The organism is Streptomyces sp. CB01580 (assembly GCF_001905795.1).
In the GTDB taxonomy this organism is placed as follows: Bacteria; Actinomycetota; Actinomycetes; order Streptomycetales; family Streptomycetaceae; genus Streptomyces.
In genome coordinates this window covers 58,219-74,063 of the sequence record NZ_LIXJ01000013.1, presented here as the reverse complement: position 1 = coordinate 74,063, position 15,845 = coordinate 58,219, and the positions used below count along the sequence as shown (strand labels likewise).

At 72.1% G+C, this 15,845-nt stretch carries 15 protein-coding genes; 4 read left to right on the top strand and 11 right to left on the bottom strand.

Annotation, left to right across the window (positions count from 1 at the left end):
• Position 1 precedes the first annotated feature (1 nt).
• From AMK22_RS19935 to AMK22_RS19920, 4 genes are all read right to left on the bottom strand, one after another.
• On the bottom strand, positions 2-364 hold the full coding sequence (locus AMK22_RS19935) for a YybH family protein (protein ID WP_073786823.1): 363 nt from the start codon (positions 362-364) through the stop codon (positions 2-4).
• A gap of 105 nt (positions 365-469) precedes the next feature.
• Positions 470-1,459: a hypothetical protein gene (locus AMK22_RS19930; protein WP_073786821.1), complete on the bottom strand. Its 990-nt coding sequence runs from the start codon at positions 1,457-1,459 to the stop codon at positions 470-472.
• Positions 1,449-3,128, bottom strand: coding sequence for a lysine--tRNA ligase (locus AMK22_RS19925; protein WP_079186287.1), 1,680 nt, complete (start codon positions 3,126-3,128; stop codon positions 1,449-1,451). The genes AMK22_RS19930 and AMK22_RS19925 overlap by 11 nt, the downstream gene beginning before the upstream one ends.
• Positions 3,129-3,370: 242 nt before the next feature.
• Complete coding sequence (locus AMK22_RS19920) at positions 3,371-3,979, bottom strand: response regulator transcription factor (RefSeq protein WP_073786819.1); 609 nt, start codon at positions 3,977-3,979, stop codon at positions 3,371-3,373.
• A 155-nt stretch (positions 3,980-4,134) separates the two neighbouring features.
• Here AMK22_RS19920 and AMK22_RS19915 point away from each other — a divergent pair, with 155 nt between their 5' ends.
• From AMK22_RS19915 to AMK22_RS19905, 3 genes are read left to right on the top strand one after another with little or no spacing between them, the layout of a single operon-like run.
• Entirely contained in the window at positions 4,135-4,878 is a 744-nt protein-coding gene (locus AMK22_RS19915; protein ID WP_242434055.1) for a sensor histidine kinase, read from the top strand.
• A 46-nt stretch (positions 4,879-4,924) separates the two neighbouring features.
• The gene (coaA, locus tag AMK22_RS19910; protein ID WP_073786817.1) at positions 4,925-5,920 is read left to right on the top strand and encodes a type I pantothenate kinase; all 996 of its coding nucleotides are present in this window, start codon (positions 4,925-4,927) and stop codon (positions 5,918-5,920) included.
• Between the two features lie 51 nt (positions 5,921-5,971).
• A complete protein-coding gene (locus AMK22_RS19905) occupies positions 5,972-6,943 on the top strand; it encodes a DUF389 domain-containing protein (RefSeq protein WP_073786816.1) in 972 nt (323 codons plus the stop codon).
• Positions 6,944-7,177: 234 nt separating this feature from the next.
• Here the strand turns inward: AMK22_RS19905 and glmM are convergent, their stop codons facing one another.
• From glmM to AMK22_RS19885, 4 genes are all read right to left on the bottom strand, one after another.
• A complete protein-coding gene (glmM, locus tag AMK22_RS19900; RefSeq protein ID WP_073786814.1) occupies positions 7,178-8,536 on the bottom strand; it encodes a phosphoglucosamine mutase in 1,359 nt (452 codons plus the stop codon).
• Between the two features lie 303 nt (positions 8,537-8,839).
• A complete protein-coding gene (gene rpsI, locus AMK22_RS19895; protein WP_073786812.1) occupies positions 8,840-9,358 on the bottom strand; it encodes a 30S ribosomal protein S9 in 519 nt (172 codons plus the stop codon).
• A gap of 44 nt (positions 9,359-9,402) precedes the next feature.
• Entirely contained in the window at positions 9,403-9,846 is a 444-nt protein-coding gene (gene rplM, locus AMK22_RS19890; protein ID WP_073786810.1) for a 50S ribosomal protein L13, read from the bottom strand.
• Positions 9,847-10,482: 636 nt separating this feature from the next.
• Entirely contained in the window at positions 10,483-12,111 is a 1,629-nt protein-coding gene (locus AMK22_RS19885) for an ATP-binding cassette domain-containing protein (RefSeq protein ID WP_199883273.1), read from the bottom strand.
• A gap of 81 nt (positions 12,112-12,192) precedes the next feature.
• Here AMK22_RS19885 and AMK22_RS19880 point away from each other — a divergent pair, with 81 nt between their 5' ends.
• Positions 12,193-13,047 carry a hypothetical protein gene (locus AMK22_RS19880; RefSeq protein ID WP_073786967.1) on the top strand — a complete coding sequence of 285 codons (855 nt, stop codon included), beginning with the start codon at positions 12,193-12,195 and terminating at the stop codon, positions 13,045-13,047.
• 80 nt (positions 13,048-13,127) lie between these two features.
• Here AMK22_RS19880 and truA read toward each other — a convergent pair whose 3' ends face one another.
• The 3 genes from truA to AMK22_RS19865 form a co-directional block, all read right to left on the bottom strand.
• Positions 13,128-14,018 (bottom strand): tRNA pseudouridine(38-40) synthase TruA, encoded by an 891-nt coding sequence (truA, locus tag AMK22_RS19875; protein WP_073786966.1) that lies wholly within the window; start codon positions 14,016-14,018, stop codon positions 13,128-13,130.
• Between the two features lie 131 nt (positions 14,019-14,149).
• Entirely contained in the window at positions 14,150-14,650 is a 501-nt protein-coding gene (gene rplQ / locus AMK22_RS19870) for a 50S ribosomal protein L17 (protein WP_073786806.1), read from the bottom strand.
• A 167-nt stretch (positions 14,651-14,817) separates the two neighbouring features.
• On the bottom strand, positions 14,818-15,840 hold the full coding sequence (locus AMK22_RS19865) for a DNA-directed RNA polymerase subunit alpha (RefSeq protein ID WP_073786804.1): 1,023 nt from the start codon (positions 15,838-15,840) through the stop codon (positions 14,818-14,820).
• Between the last annotated feature and the right edge of the window lie 5 nt (positions 15,841-15,845).

The following is a 15,845-nucleotide window of genomic DNA, read 5'->3' as shown; positions in this document are numbered from 1 at the left end:
GTCAGCAGTGGGTGTTCTGGTCGTGGACGAGCAGCCAGCGGCCGTCCGAGCGGGCGAAGACCAGGCTGAGAAGGTAGTTCAGCCGGTAGGGCTTGCCCTCCGGGTCGAGGTCGCGGTAGTCGACGCGGAGCACGGCGACGGCGGTGTCCTGGTGCACCCGGGTGCTGGTGACCTCCGTCTCCATCGTCCAGTCGGGGTCCTGGAACCAGCCCTGGTGGAAGGCCCGGACGTCCTCGGCGCCGGTCACGGTCCTCCCGTTGGGCAGGATGTACGTCGCCTCGTCGTGGACCGTGTCCATGTACGTGTCCAGGTCGCGGGCGCCGATGGCGGCCAGGTGGCGGTCGAGGGCGGCGGTGAACTCCATGCGGTTCTCTCTTCTCTCGGCTCTCTCGGCGATGTGCCGTGTTCGGGTTCTTTCCGGGGGTGGCCGCGTCACGAACCGGTTCCCCTCGGGACGGGTTCTCCGGGGTCAGAACGGGACGGCGACCGCGTTCCGCGGGACGGCGACGGCGCCGAAGGACTCCTTGAGTGCGCGCATGCCGGGCCCCAGTTCCACCGCGGGCACCCCGGTGCCGATCATCCGGTCGATCTCGCGCAGGTACAGGTCCAGGTACAGGTCGCGGGTCCCGTCCGAACCGGTCACGGTGGTGGCCCAGCCGGCCGGCACGTCCAGCACCAGGTCGAGGGAGAGCAGCCGGCCCGACGCGCGCTCCCGGTGGGCGAAGTAGGCGGCCCCGGGGTGGGAGTTGAGCCGCTCGAAGTAGACGGGCAGCAGGGGCGCGGTCGCGCCGGGGCGGCGGGTGTGCTTCATCCGGGTCAGCTGGTCGAGACGGCTGGCCCGCACCGGGTCGACGGCCGTCACCCGTCCGGTCGTCAGTCCGGGGTCGCCGCCGATCCGTTCGTACAGGGCGGCCAGCCTGCGCCGCCGGGTGCGCGGCAGCCCGGCGAAGTAGGCGTCCATCGAGTCCCAGCGGTTGTGCAGCACCGAGCAGGGCGCGGTCGCCCGGCGCACCGTGAACGTGCCGGGGATCTCGGCGAGTTCGTCGCGCTCCACGTCCAGGTGCAGGACGCCCAGGCAGCGGACGCCCAGCCGTCGGCGCAGCGCTCGTTCGAAGGTGCGCAGCGCGGCGGTGCGGGCGGCGGGGCCGAGTTCCGCGGCGTACATCCGGCCCCGGCTGAAGCTGTTCGGCAGATGCGTCTGGAACCAGCCCGGCAGGCGTGGCCTGCCGGGCACGGCGAACCGTCGGGTCGGGGGCAGCAGTCCGAGGAGCCCGCAGAACGCGGCCACCGGTTCGCCCGCGTCGCGGACCAGGCCCGCGCGCAACGGTCGCAGGCTGCCCCACGCGGCGGCCTCCAGCAGGGACTCCTCCCACAGGGCGCAGCCCTTTTGGGCGCGGACGAAGGCGTCCCAGCCGTCGGGGGCGGGTTCCTCGCCGGGGGTGAAGATCTCAGCCCGCATGCGGTACGGCCTCCTGGAGCACGGGTTCGGGGCGGGCGGACGGCTTCCCCAGCAGGGGGCGCCGTCCGTGGTCGCGGTAGGCGGCCAGGGCGTCGGCGAGCACGGCGGGGCCCAGGGCGTCGGCGAGGGTGTCGAGCCGCGGCCCGTGCGCCGTGCCGAACAGCGCCCCGTAGATCTCCCGGAAGTCCTCCCGGGTGCGGGCGGCACGGGGCGCGCCGGGGCCGTCGTGCGTGCGCAGCCCGTCGATGAGCGTAGCGACGGCAGGTCCCGTGCGGGCGGCTTCCGCGGCTCCGGACGTGTCCGTACGTCCCCGTCCCCCGGCGGCGTCGGGCGCGCCCCAGTAGCGCCGGTGTCCGTGCGTGCTCAGCCAGTCGCGCGCGTGCCGTACCCGTTCGGCCAGCAGCTCGCCCGCCGCCTCCGGGTGGCGGCGTTCCAGGTGTCGCAGGGCCGGGGCGGTCCGGCCGCCGTGGGAGTAGAGCGCGCCGACCACCGAGCGCATGCGGGGCAGCGCGGCGCGTCCGGCCCGGGCCTCGTCGCCGAGCAACTCCCATAGCACACGGGCCCGTTCCCGGTGCTCCGCCGCGCGCACGAACCGGTCGAACGCGTCGTACGCGCCGAAGAACGCGCCGGGGCCGAAGCCGAGCCGGAAGTCGGACAGGCAGTTGCCGCGGGCGTACAGCCACAGCACCAGGACCGGCGGGTACACGGCCAGCAGGTCCCGGACGTACGGGCCGCCGCCGCGCGAGCCGGACACCTTGCCGCCGCCCCGCTCGCCGCGCACCAGACCGTACGGCACGATGACCGGCTGCGGGCGGCGCAGATAGCGGTCGTACACGGGGCGGGTGCGGTCCATCGTGCTGCCCGCGCTGCAGTGGTCCTGTCCCGCGGGCTCGCAGTCGATGTGCTCGTGGGCGACCCGCAGGGCCCAGTCCACCGCCCAGGACGGCTTGACGACGGCGGGGTCGCGCGCGGTGAGTTCGGCGCCGCACGACAGACAGCGGTACCGGGCCGCCGCCGCGCCCAGTTCGTGGATCTCGGTGTCGTTGCGGCCGCACTGGAGGCAGTACACGGCGAACAGGTCGCGCCCGTCGTCCTTGCCGAGCAGGTCGGCCAGCCGCCCCGCGTCGCGCTGGAGACGCCGCTGCCGCTCGCGGTACTCGCCCGCGCGGTAGCGCTCGAACTGGTAGTGGGTCTCCCACGGGGAGCCCGGCGGTGTCCGGCCGTCCTCGTCGGCGTCGGCCGGAAGGATGCCCACGGCCCTCAGTTCCGCGAGGTACGCGCGGCAGATCCGAGTGGCCCGCTCCCGGTGTGCGGCCAGCGGCCGTCCCCCGTACCCGGCGAGCTCCGGGTCGCGGGCGGCCTGGCTCTCGCGCACCGGGTCGTAGTCGTCGAAGCTCAACAGGATCGCCGACCGGCGGCCCATCCCGGTCAGCGCCCGGTGCACCAGGTGCGCGCAGACCGTGTCCCGGAAGTTCCCGATGTGGAAGTAGCCGGTCGGGGACATGCTCGTCTGGATCAGGATGCGGTGGTGCGCGGGGTGCCGGTCGGCGAGCCGCCGGGCGTAGTCGAGCGCCCAGTGCGCGGCGGACCGGTCCTGTGCGTGCAGACCGCCGCCGGGCGCGCCCGCAGCGGCCCCCGCCCGCGCCCGCGCGCGTCGTGTCGTTGGCATGGTGGCAGTACAGCGTGATCCCCGATGAAGGCCCTATAACGACCTCGCCCACGATGGTCAGCGGCGTCGCGGTGTCCGGGACCTCCGCCTCGGATGCGAAGGCCCCGGACACCGCTCCTTCTCCCACCGCCCATCGTGGGCGAGGTCGTAAGCCCCGTGGGAAGGTCCCGCCAGCGGGACACGGTGCCCGTGAACGGGAGCGGTGCCGGCCGGCAGCTCCCGGTCCCGCGCTCCGTCGGCGTTCACGTCAGCCAGCCGTTCTCGCGGGCGATCCGCAGGGCGTCGATGCGGTTGCGCGCGCCGAGCTTGTTCACGATGGTCGTGAGGTAGTTGCGCACCGTGCCCACCGACAGGTTCGTGGCGGTGGCGATCTGGGCGGCCTCCGCGCCCCCGGCGACCCGGCCGAGCACCTCGATCTCCCTCGGGGTGAGCGGGTTGTCCCCGATCTCCCAGGCGGCCATGGCCAGTTCGGGGTCGATGATGCGCCGTCCGGCCCCGACCTTGCGGACCGCGTCGATCAGTTGGTCGGGCGAGGAGTCCTTCGGCAGGAATCCACCGACCTGGGCCTCCAGGGCCCGCCACAGCCGGCCGGGCTGCGGCATCCCGGTCAGGATCAGCGTCCGGCACTCCGGCACCGCCTCCCGGAGCCTGGCCGCGGCGGTGATCCCGTCCATGCCCGGCATCCCGATGTCGAGCAGCGCGGTGTCGGCGCCCGTACGGATCACGGCGGGCACCACCTCGTCGCCCCGGCCGACCTGGGCCACCACCTCCAGGTCCGGCTCCAGATCGAGCAGCGCGGCCAGCGCCACCCGTACCACGTGCATGTCCTCGGCCAGCACGATCCGCTGCATGCGTCCCCCTGTCTCCCCCTCGGTACCGCGGCGGTCCGCCGTTCTGTGTACCAGGGAACGGAGCACGTCCGCCCGGCTCGTATAGTGCAGTGATAGCGGCCCCGGCCAAACTCCCCCGCAGCAGGAGCAGTCGACGACAGCAGAGCGGGGATGCCGTGCCACAGCCGCTGACCACACCGCCCGCGCCCGCCCTCGCGGGTTCCGCCCTCCCCGCTTCCGGCCCTTTTGCCGAAGCCGCCGCGGGAGCACACACCGGTCTCTCCGCCACCGAGCGGCGCCGGATCGTCGTGGGCGAACGGGTGCGCTTCGCGCGCGATCTGCACGACCTGGTCGGCCCGCGGATGTCGGCGGTCATCCTCCAGTGCGAACTGGCGGACCGGCTGCTCGACGGCAGGCCGGAAACCGCCCACGACCAACTGGCCGAGGCGCTGCGGGGGATGCGTCAGATCCTGGACGACGTACGCACGGTCGCCCACGGATACCACTGCCTGTCACTGGAGACGGAGATCGAGTCCGCCCGGACGCTCCTGGAGTCGGCGGGCGTCCGCACCGAGACCGTTCTGCCGCGCGCGGCGCTCCCCGCGCCGCTCCAGACCGTGCTGGCCACGGTGGTGCGCGAGGCGGCGGCCAATGTCCTCAGGCACAGCGACGCCCGGTCGTGCGCGCTGCTGGTCCGGGTGGGTCCGGAGTCGGTCCGGCTGACCGTCACCAACGACGGCGTACCCGCCCCGGACGCCACCGCCCCCTCCCCCGGCATCGGTCTGCGCAGCCTCGCCGAGCGGGTCGCCGCGGTCGGCGGCCGGCTCACCTGCGGCACCGACCGCCCCGGTCGCCACGTCCTGGACGCCCGCCTCCCCCTGGGGCCCGCCCGCACGGCCGGCGACGTGCACCCCACGTGACCGAGCGCACCCCCCGCTCCGTTCGAACTCCCGCGACAATGAACGTGTGATCACCTCGCCGCCACGGAGCGCCCAGCGACGCGCCGAACACGCGTCGACGCCGTACGTCGACCTGTCACGCGCCGAATGGAGCGCCCTGCGCGACAGGACTCCACTGCCACTGACCGCCGACGAGGTGGAGCGGCTGCGCGGACTCGGCGACGTCATCGACCTCGACGAAGTCCGGGACGTCTACCTGCCGCTCTCCCGGCTGCTCAACCTCTACGTCCAGGCCACCTCCGGCCTGCGCGGCGCCCTGAACACCTTCCTCGGGGAGGCGGTGGGCGGCCATGGCGAGCAGCGCGGCACCCCGTTCGTCATAGGGGTCGCGGGCAGTGTCGCGGTCGGCAAGTCCACCACCGCCCGCATCCTCCAGGCACTGCTGGCCCGCTGGCCCGAGCACCCCCGGGTGGAACTCGTCACCACGGACGGCTTCCTGCTGCCGATGAAGGAGCTGAAGGCGCGCGGGCTGATGTCGCGCAAGGGGTTCCCCGAGTCGTACGACCGCCGGGCGCTGACCCGGTTCGTCGCCGACATCAAGGCGGGCAAGGACGAGGTGACGGCGCCCGTCTACTCGCACCTGATCTACGACATCGTGCCGGGCGAACGGCTCACCGTGCGCCGCCCCGACATCCTGATCGTGGAGGGGCTGAACGTGCTCCAGCCCGCGCTGCCCGGCAAGGACGGACGGACCAGGGTCGGGCTCGCCGACTACTTCGACTTCAGCGTGTACGTGGACGCGCGCACCGAGGACATCGAGACCTGGTACCTCGACCGGTTCCGCAAACTGCGCGGGACGGCGTTCCAGGACCCGTCCTCGTACTTCCGCAGGTACACCCAGGTCTCCGAGGAGGAGGCCATGGCGTACGCGGCGACGACGTGGCGGACCATCAACCGGCCGAATCTCGTGGAGAACGTCGCCCCCACCCGGGGCCGTGCCACCCTGGTGCTGCGCAAGGGGCCGGACCACAAGGTCAGGCGGCTGTCGTTGCGCAAGCTCTGACGGCCCGCGTCCCCGGCCGCCGCCCCGCCCCCTCATCGAGGAGCCCGTCGCGTGCTGCATCTGCGCCTGATCGTCCCGGCCGACCGTACGGACGAGGTGGTGCGCCTGGTGGAGGGCACCGCCGGTACGGCACACCTGGTGGTGATGCCCGGGGTGGCCCGCGACCCGGCCGGTGACATGGTGCTGTGCGACGTGGCGCGCGAGGCGGGCGACGACCTGATCGGCGCGCTGCGCGGGCTCGGGATCGACGAGCAGGGGTCGATCAGCCTGGAGAACCTCGACCTCACGCTCTCGGCGCACGCCGACCGGGCGGAGCGGGAGGCGCCGGGCGAGGGCGCGGACGCGGTGCTGTGGGAGGAGCTGACGGAGGCGACCCACGAGGAGTCCACGTTCAGCGTGACGTACGTGGCGTTCCTCGCGGTCGCGACGATGCTCGCGGCCTGCGGTGTGATGCTCGACAACGCGATCCTGATCGTGGGCGCGATGGCGGTCGGCCCGGAGTTCGGGCCGCTGGCCGGGATCTCCACGGCCATGGTGCAGCGCGCCCCGCGGCTCGCGCTGCGCTCGCTGTACGCGCTGATCGGCGGCTTCGCCGTCGCGATGGTGCTGACCGCCGGGTTCGTCTGGCTGATGGACGCCCTCGGGCAGTTCTCCTACGCGATGATCGAGGCGGACCGGCCCAACACCTCGTTCATCTGGAAGCCGGACCCGTTGTCGTTCGTGGTGGCGTTCCTGGCCGGGATCGCCGGGACGCTCTCGCTCACGTCGGCGAAGTCCGGGGCGCTGATCGGGGTCGCCATCTCCGTGACGACGGTACCGGCCGCCGCCAACGCGGCGGCGGCGTTCAGCTACGGCGACTACGCCCAGATGTCGGGCTCGGTGGCCCAGCTGCTGGCGAACCTCGGCGGGATCGTGGTCGCGGGAACCCTGACGCTGCTGGTCCAGAAGGCCCTGTGGGCGGCCCACCGCCGCCGGGCGGGCCACAGGGCCCGCCCGGCCGGCGGCCGAGAGCCGGTCGGGTGACCTCCGGCCGGGAAGCGGACGCGGCATGGTGCGTACGATCCCAAGGCGCCGGGATGTCCTCGTCGTGGAGCCCGTGGGCATTTCGGCAGCGCCGGAGGGGGTCTCCCCTGGTCCTCAAGACCTTGGGGAAGTGCGTGCCAGGGCATGGCCGCCCGGGTCGGAGGTCACCCGACGGACTCTGCGGGCTGTCGCGGCGGCCGACCGCCCGCACCGCGGCGGACCGTGCCGCTCCGGCTATCCGAGCGCCGACTTCACCACGTCGGCCAGCCGCTCGGCGACCGCCCGCGCCTGCTCGATGTCGGCGGCCTCGACCATGACCCGTACCAGCGGCTCCGTGCCCGACTGGCGCAGCAGTACGCGACCGGTGGAACCCAGCTCGGCCTCGGCCTCGGCGACGGCGGCGGCGATCTCCGGGGCGGTGCCCACCCGGGACTTGTCCACGTCGGGGACGTTGATCAGCAGCTGCGGCAGCCGCTGCATCACGCCCGCCAGGTCGGCCAGCGCGCGGCCGGTCGCGGCCACCCGGGCCGCCAGCAGCAGGCCGGTCAGCGTGCCGTCGCCGGTCGTCGCGTGGTCCAGGACGATGACGTGGCCGGACTGCTCGCCGCCCAGGGCGTACCCCTCGGCCTTCATCGACTCCAGCACGTACCGGTCGCCGACGGCGGTCTGGACGAGTTCGATGCCCTCCCGCTCCATGGCCATCTTGAAGCCGAGGTTGGACATGACCGTGCCGACCACGGTGTCCTTGCGCAGCTTCCCGGCCTCGCGCAGGGCGAGCGCGAGCACGGCCAGGATCTGGTCGCCGTCGACCTCCTCGCCCGCGCCGTCCACGGCGAGGCAGCGGTCGGCGTCGCCGTCGTGCGCGATGCCGAAGTCGGCGCCGTGCTCGACGACGGCGGCCTTCAGCAGGTCCAGGTGGGTGGATCCGCAGTTGTCGTTGATGTTCAGGCCGTCCGGGTCGGCGCCGATCGTGACGACCTCGGCGCCGGCCCGCGCGAACGCCTCGGGCGAGACCCGGGAGGCGGCGCCGTGCGCCTCGTCGAGGACGACCTTCAGCCCGTCGAGCCGGTTCGGGAGGGCGCCGACGAGGTGGTTCACGTACCGGTCGAAGCCCTCGGTGTAGTCGGTGACCCGGCCCACCCCGGCACCCGTCGGACGCGTCCACGGCTCACCGGTGCGGTGCTGCTCGTAGACCGTCTCGATCCGGTCCTCCAGCTCGTCGGCGAGCTTGTGACCGCCGCGGGCGAAGAACTTGATGCCGTTGTCCGGCATGGCGTTGTGGCTGGCGGAGAGCATCACGCCGAGGTCGGCGCCGAGCGCGCCGGTCAGATGCGCCACCGCGGGGGTCGGCAGCACGCCGACCCGCAGCACGTCCACGCCCGCGCTGGCGAGCCCGGCGACGACGGCGGCCTCCAGGAACTCCCCGGACGCACGCGGGTCACGCCCCACCACGGCGGTCGGCCGATGCCCCTCGAAGGTGCCCGCCTCGGCGAGCACATGCGCCGCAGCGACCGACAGTCCGAGCGCGAGCTCGGCCGTCAGGTCCGCGTTGGCGACACCGCGCACACCGTCCGTGCCGAAGAGTCGTCCCACTGGTGTCCTCCGAAGATGCTTCGAAACCGCACAACAAACCAAGACAAACCAAAGCAAAGCAATGCAGCCGCCCCCTGCGCACCACACGGTGCCGGACGCCGAGCACCAGCCGGGGCCGACATCCGGAGCACCGCGCAGAAACGGCACATGGAGCACACGGGTCGCAACAGCACCACACCCGTGCGCTTAAAAGCGTATGAACGCCTTATGCCGTTATACGCCCGGGGGTGCCAATAGACGAACGCCCCGGCCAGCACGAGGTGTGCCGCCGGGGCGAACGTGTAAAGCAGGCGAGCAGGCGGATTAGCGCTTGCTGTACTGCGGCGCCTTGCGGGCCTTCTTGAGACCGGCCTTCTTGCGCTCGACCGCACGGTCGTCGCGGGAGAGGAAGCCGGCCTTCTTCAGCGTCGGGCGGTTGTTGTCGACGTCCGCCTCGTTCAGCGCACGGGCCACGCCGAGGCGCAGGGCGCCGGCCTGACCCGAGACGCCGCCGCCCGAGATGCGGGCGATGACGTCGTAGCGGTCGTCGAGCTCGAGCACCTTGAAGGGCTCGTTGACTTCCTGCTGGTGCACCTTGTTGGGGAAGTAGTCCTCAAGGGTGCGACCGTTGATCTTCCACTTGCCGGTGCCCGGAACGATCCGGACGCGGGCGATGGCGTTCTTCCGACGGCCGAGGCCGGCGGCGGGCTGCGGGTCGCCGAAGCGCGACGCCAGCGACTCGCTGGTGTACTCGCCCTCGACGGGAACCTCCGACTCGAAGGTGGTCACCTCGGCGAAAACCTCTTCGCCCTCGACCGGGTTCTCAACAGTGGTCTCGGCCACGATTCTCCTCAGATCTTTCTCTTGGTCTTGGGGGGAGGCCGGAACTACTGCGCGACCTGGCTGATCTCGTACGGGACCGGCTGCTGAGCAGCGTGCGGGTGCTGGTCGCCCGCGTAGACCTTGAGCTTCGAGAGAACCTGTCGGCCCAGGCTGTTCTTGGGGATCATGCCCTTGATGGCCTTCTCGACGGCCTTCTCGGGGTTCTTGGCGAGCAGCTCGTCGTAACGGACGGAGCGGAGACCGCCCGGGAACCCGGAGTGGCGGTACGCCATCTTCTGGGTCTTCTTGTTGCCGGACAGGTGCACCTTGTCGGCGTTGATGATGATGACGAAGTCGCCCATGTCCATGTGGGGGGCGTAGATCGCCTTGTGCTTGCCGCGGAGGAGATTCGCGGCCGTGGTGGCCAGACGGCCCAGGACGACGTCCTGGGCGTCGATGACGTGCCACTGGCGCGTCACATCTCCGGGCTTGGGGCTGTACGTACGCACGGTCGTAGCCTTCGCTTCTTCAGTGAGTGGGTCCTGACAAGGCCACCCGGCCGATCACACCAGCCCTGGCGGCTCCACGGGGACGCAACCCGAGTGCCTGCCGCTGGTCATCGGCCCGGTGGACCGGCGTAAGGGCCCCTCGCGTGAGAACGACCAAGCCAATACGCATAACAAAGCAGCAGACTACCGCCGCTCCCCTGCGCGGGTCAAAATCGCCTCCCGGCCCTCGCCCGCCGGGAGGCCCGCAGGGCCTGCCGGGCGCACCGGCGGGACCCGGCGGACCTCAGGCCGCCGTCGGCAGCGGCGGGGCCGGTGCCCACGTCCGCGTCTGCGGCGACGGCCGCGCGATGGCCCCCGCGAGGCGTTCCGGCGGATCTACCGCGACCACGCGAAGGACGACGCGCGGAGCGCCGAGGACCGGCCGGCCGCGCTCATGGACGAGAACCGCTACGTGGAGGACGTCCGGGCGGGCCGACGCCGCTCCCCCACACCGTCGCCGCCTCCCGGCACCCGTACGGGAGGCGGCGACACCCCTGCCACACACCGCTCACCGCACGGATGCGCGGATGCCGGGACGGAACCCGACCACCGACCGCGCGGGCGCAACCGGACCGCCCGTCGCAGGGCGGCCCCGGCTCACCGCGCCCGCTCGACCCTCCGCTCGTCCCAGACCGGCTCCTTCGACTCCCGTACGACACCGTCCGAGCCGAACACCAGATACCGGTCGAAGGACTTCGCGAACCACCGGTCGTGCGTGACGGCCAGCACCGTCCCCTCGTACGCCTCCAGACCGTCCTGCAGGGCCTCGGCCGACTCCAGGTCCAGGTTGTCCGTCGGCTCGTCCAGCAGCAGCGCGGTCGTCCCGGCCAGCTCCAGCAACAGGATCTGGAACCGGGCCTGCTGCCCGCCGGACAGCTTCTCGAACGGCTGGTCGCCCTGCCGTTCCAGCTCGTAGCGGCGCAGCACCGACATCGCTCCGCCCCGGTCCTTGGCGTGCTCCTTCCACAGGATCTCGACGAGGGTGTGCCCCAGCAGCTCCGGGTGGGCGTGCGTCTGCGCGAAGTGCCCCGGCACCACCCTGGCCCCCAGCTTCCACGTCCCCGTGTGCGCCACCGGCTCGCCCGCGAGCAGCCGCAGGAAGTGCGACTTCCCCGAGCCGTTCGAGCCGAGGACGGCGACCCGTTCCCCGTAGAAGACCTCCAGGTCGAGCGGCTTCATCAGCCCGGTCAGTTCCAGCCCCTCGCAGGTCACCGCCCGCACGCCGGTCCGCCCGCCGCGCAGCCGCATCCTGATGTCCTGCTCGCGCGGCGGCTCCGGCGGCGGACCCGCCTCCTCGAACTTCTTGAACCGGGTCTGCATGGCCCGGTAGCGGGACGCCATGTCGTCGCTGTTCGAAGCCTGCTGACGCAGCCGCAGGAGCAGCGCCTTCAGCCGGGCGTGCTCCTCCTTCCAGCGCCGCATCAGCTCCTCGAACCGGGCGAACCGGTCCCTGCGGGCCTGGTGGTACGTGTCGAAGCCGCCACCGTGCATCCATACGTCGCTGCCCGCCGGGCTCGGCTCCACGCTGATGATCTTCTCGGCGGCGCGGGCGAGCAGTTCGCGGTCGTGGGAGACGAAGAGGACCGTCTTGCGGGTCTCCTTCAGCCTCTCCTCCAGCCAGCGCTTGCCGGGGACGTCGAGGTAGTTGTCCGGCTCGTCGAGCAGCAGCACCTCGTCCGGCCCGCGCAGCAGCGCCTCCAGCACCAGCCGCTTCTGCTCCCCGCCGGACAGCGTGCGCACCTCGCGCCACTGCGCCTTCTCGTACGGGACGCCGAGCGCGGCCGTGGTGCACATGTCCCACACCGTCTCGGCCTCGTAGCCGCGCGCCTCCGCCCAGTCGCTCAGGGCCTGCGCGTACGCCATCTGCGCGGCCTCGTCATCGACCGTGAGGATCAGCTCCTCGGCCCGGTCCACGGCCAGCGCGGCCTCCCGGACACGCGGCTGGGCCACGGAGACCAGCAGGTCCCGGACCGTGCGCTCGTCCCGGACCGACCCCACGAACTGCGGCATCACCCCGAGGCCGCCGCTCACCGAGACCGAGCCGCCGTGCGGCTGGAGCTCCCCGGAGAGCAGCTTCAGCAGCGTGGTCTTCCCTGCGCCGTTGGCCCCGACCAGGGCGACCACGGCGCCGTCCGCCACCCGGAACGAGGCATCACCGAGCAGCACCCGCCCGTCCGGTAGGTAGTACTCCAGGTGGCCCGCTTCGAGATGTCCCATACGCAGCATTGTCACGGTCGCGCGATACCGGCCCAAACGGATTATGTTCCGCCCCACCGCACCAGGACGCACCGCATTAGGATGCGCCGCATGAGCTTTGGGCAAGGGGGGCCCTCGTGGGGGCCCGGAGGCGCACCGACTCCGGACTGGGCAGCGCTCGCCGACGCGTCCGCGGCGCGGGGTCGCCGCAAGAAGTGGCTGCTGATCGGCGGCGGGGTGCTCGCCACCGCCGCGGTGGGCGCCATCGTGGCCACGGCGGTCGTCACGACGGGCAAGGGCGACAACGGCACGAGCACCGGCAAGAACGCCGATCATCTCCCCGAACCGGCCGACCTGCCCGACGAGACCGCCGGCCCGGAGCCGTCCTTCTCCTCGGTGGCCCCACCGCCCCCGCCGGACCCGAAGGACTACATTTCCGACGCCGGGAAGGACAAGGCGCCGATCACCGTCGACGCGTTCTTCCCCGGCAAGAAGCTGACGATGGGCGACCGCGTCTACGTCAAGGGCGCGACCCATCGCACGGAGAACTGCGCCGCCCCCACCAAGAGCGGACTGGGCCAGGTCCTCACCGCCAACGGCTGCGAGCAGGTCGTCCGGGCCACCTACGCCAAGGACGGCGTCGCCGTCACCGTCGGCATCGCCGTCTTCCCCACCGAGGCCCGTGCCCGGCGGGCGGCCCAGCAGTCCACCGGCGGCATCGTCGCGCTCGGCGGCGCCGACGTACCGGCCTTCTGCCCCGCCGGCACGGTCTGCCGCCGTACCGCCAACTCCTACGGCCGCTACGCCTACTTCTCCATCAGCGGCTTCACCGACGGCAAGAACGTCACCACGGACGACAAGAACGTCTACACCACCGGCAACGACCTGACGAACTTCACGTTCCGTCAGATCCACCACCGCGGCGAGCTCCAGGCATCCGCGGCCGCCACCGCCCGGACCGGCTGACGGGCCGTCCGGGGCCGCGGACCCCGATCCGCCCCGTAGTCCTGCCGCCCCGAGCTCCGGGCCCCGCGTCCGGCGGACGCTCAGCAGCAGCCCGCGTCGTCCCGGTCGCCACCGGCACCGGTGCCATCCGCCCCGGGCAGCGTGCGAACATTGCGCGCCTGCTCGGCCCGGGCGGCCAGCAACTCGTCCGCCGGGTAGGCGACTTCCTCCAGCGTCAGGCCGTGCGGGCGCACCACGTGCACCCCCGGGTTCCGTACCCGCGCCGCCAGCACCCGGGCGGGCCACTCGGGCTCGCGGCGCCCGTCCCCGACGAACAGCGCCGCGCCGATCAGCGCCCGCACCATGTTGTGGCAGAACGCGTCGGCCTGCACGGTCGCCGTCAGGATGCCCGACGTCTCGTCGCGCACCCACCTCAGCTTCTGGAGCGTGCGGATGGTCGTGGCACCGTCGCGCTTCTTGCAGTACGCCGCGAAGTCGTGCTCGCCGGTCATCCGCGCCGCCGCCTCGTTCATGGCGTCGACGTCCAACGGCCGGTCGTGCCACAGGACATGACCGCGCAACAGCGGATCAACGCCGCCGGGACGGTCGCAGACCCGGTACGCGTAACGACGCCACAGCGCCGAGAAGCGGGCGTTGAACCCGGTCGGGGCCTCGGCGATCCGCCAGATCCGCACATCGGACGCCATCCGTCCGGCCATCCGCCGCAGCAGCTTGTCGCCGTGCTCGGCCCACACCTCGTCCGGCAGGTCCACATGGGCGACCTGCCCCCGCGCGTGCACCCCCGCGTCCGTGCGTCCGGCCACGGTCAGGTCGTACGTCCGCGCCGAACGGGTCACGGTCCGCAGCGCGTCCTCGATCTCGCCCTGCACGGTCCGCCGCCCGGTCTGTTTCGCCCAGCCGGAGAAGTCCTTGCCGTCGTACGCCAGGTCCAGCCGCAGCCGTACGGACCCGGGCTCCACCTCGTCAGCCACCGTCACTCACCCACAGATCTCTTTCTGCCCGTGCCTACGGAACGGGCCCGCACCGCCCCGAAGGGTGATGCGGGCCCGTCCAGCGGTCTCGGAACGCTCAGGCGTCCTCGGACTCGGGTAGTCCCCAGGACTCAGGCGTCCTTGGACTCCGCCTCGGCGGCCTCGGCCGGCTTGGCGTCCTCGACGGCCTCGGCGGCGTCCTTCTTCAGGGCGTCCTCCTTGACCGCGCGCTTCGTGGCGGCCTCGGCCTCACCGGTGGCCTGCTGGGCCACGGTCAGCGCCTCGACCAGCTCGATCACGGCCATCGGGGCGTTGTCGCCACGACGGTTGCCGATCTTGGTGATGCGGGTGTAACCACCGGGGCGGTTCTCGTACCGCGGGGCGATCTCGGTGAAGAGCGTGTGGACGACGCCCTTGTCCGTGATCGACTGCAGCACCAGGCGACGGTTGTGGATGTCGCCCTTCTTCGCCTTGGTGATGAAGCGCTCGGCGACCGGACGCAGGCGGCGGGCCTTGGCCTCGGTCGTGGTGATGCGGCCGTGCTCGAACAGCGACTTCGCGAGGTTGTTCAGAAGCAGCTTCTCGTGCGCGGCGCTGCCGCCCAGACGGGCACCCTTGGCGGGCTTCGGCATGGTTCTTCTCCTTGTGTGCTGCACCGGCCGTGTCAGGTACCGGTGTCAGTTCCCGCGCGGCGGACGCCACGCGGGAGTTCCAGGCCGGGCCCGTCCCGCAGGGAGGACAGGGCCCGAACCCCGGTCCGGGGCGCCCGGGAATCCCGGGCGCCCCGGCCGGAGGCGGTTCAGTACTGCTCGGTCTCCGCGAAACCAGCGTCCGCGTCGTCGTCGGCGCCGAAGGCGTCGGCGGCGGCGGTCGGGTCGAATCCGGGCGGGCTGTCCTTGAGCGCCAGGCCCATGCCGGCCAGCTTCGCCTTGACCTCGTCGATCGACTTCGCACCGAAGTTGCGGATGTCGAGCAGGTCGGCCTCGGAACGGGCCACCAGCTCGCCCACCGAGTGGATGCCCTCGCGCTTGAGGCAGTTGTACGAGCGGACCGTGAGCTCCAGCTCCTCGATCGGCAGCGCAAGATCGGCGGCGAGCGCGGCGTCCGTCGGGGACGGACCCATGTCGATGCCCTCGGCGTCGATGTTGAGCTCGCGCGCCAGACCGAACAGCTCGACCAGGGTCTTGCCCGCCGACGCCATGGCGTCACGCGGCCGCATGGCCTGCTTGGTCTCGACGTCGACGATCAGCTTGTCGAAGTCGGTGCGCTGCTCGACACGGGTCGCCTCGACCTTGTAGGTGACCTTGAGCACCGGCGAGTAGATGGAGTCGACCGGGATACGGCCGATCTCCTGGCCCACCTGCTTGTTCTGGACGGCGGAGACGTAGCCGCGACCGCGCTCGACGGTCAGCTCCATCTCCAGCTTGCCCTTGCCGTTCAGCGTGGCCAGGACCAGGTCCGGGTTGTGCACCTCGACACCGGCCGGCGGGGCGATGTCCGCGGCGGTGACCAGGCCGGGGCCCTGCTTGCGCAGGTACATCACGACCGGCTCGTCGTGCTCCGAGGAGACGACCAGCTGCTTGATGTTGAGGATGAGGTCGGTCACGTCCTCCTTGACGCCCGGCACGGTGGTGAACTCGTGCAGGACACCGTCGATCCGGATGCTGGTGACGGCGGCACCAGGGATCGAGGAGAGGAGCGTGCGGCGGAGGGAGTTGCCGAGGGTGTAGCCGAAGCCCGGCTCCAGCGGCTCGATCACGAACCGGGAGCGGAACTCGTCAACGACCTCTTCGGTCAGCGACGGACGCTGAGCGATAAGCATTGTTG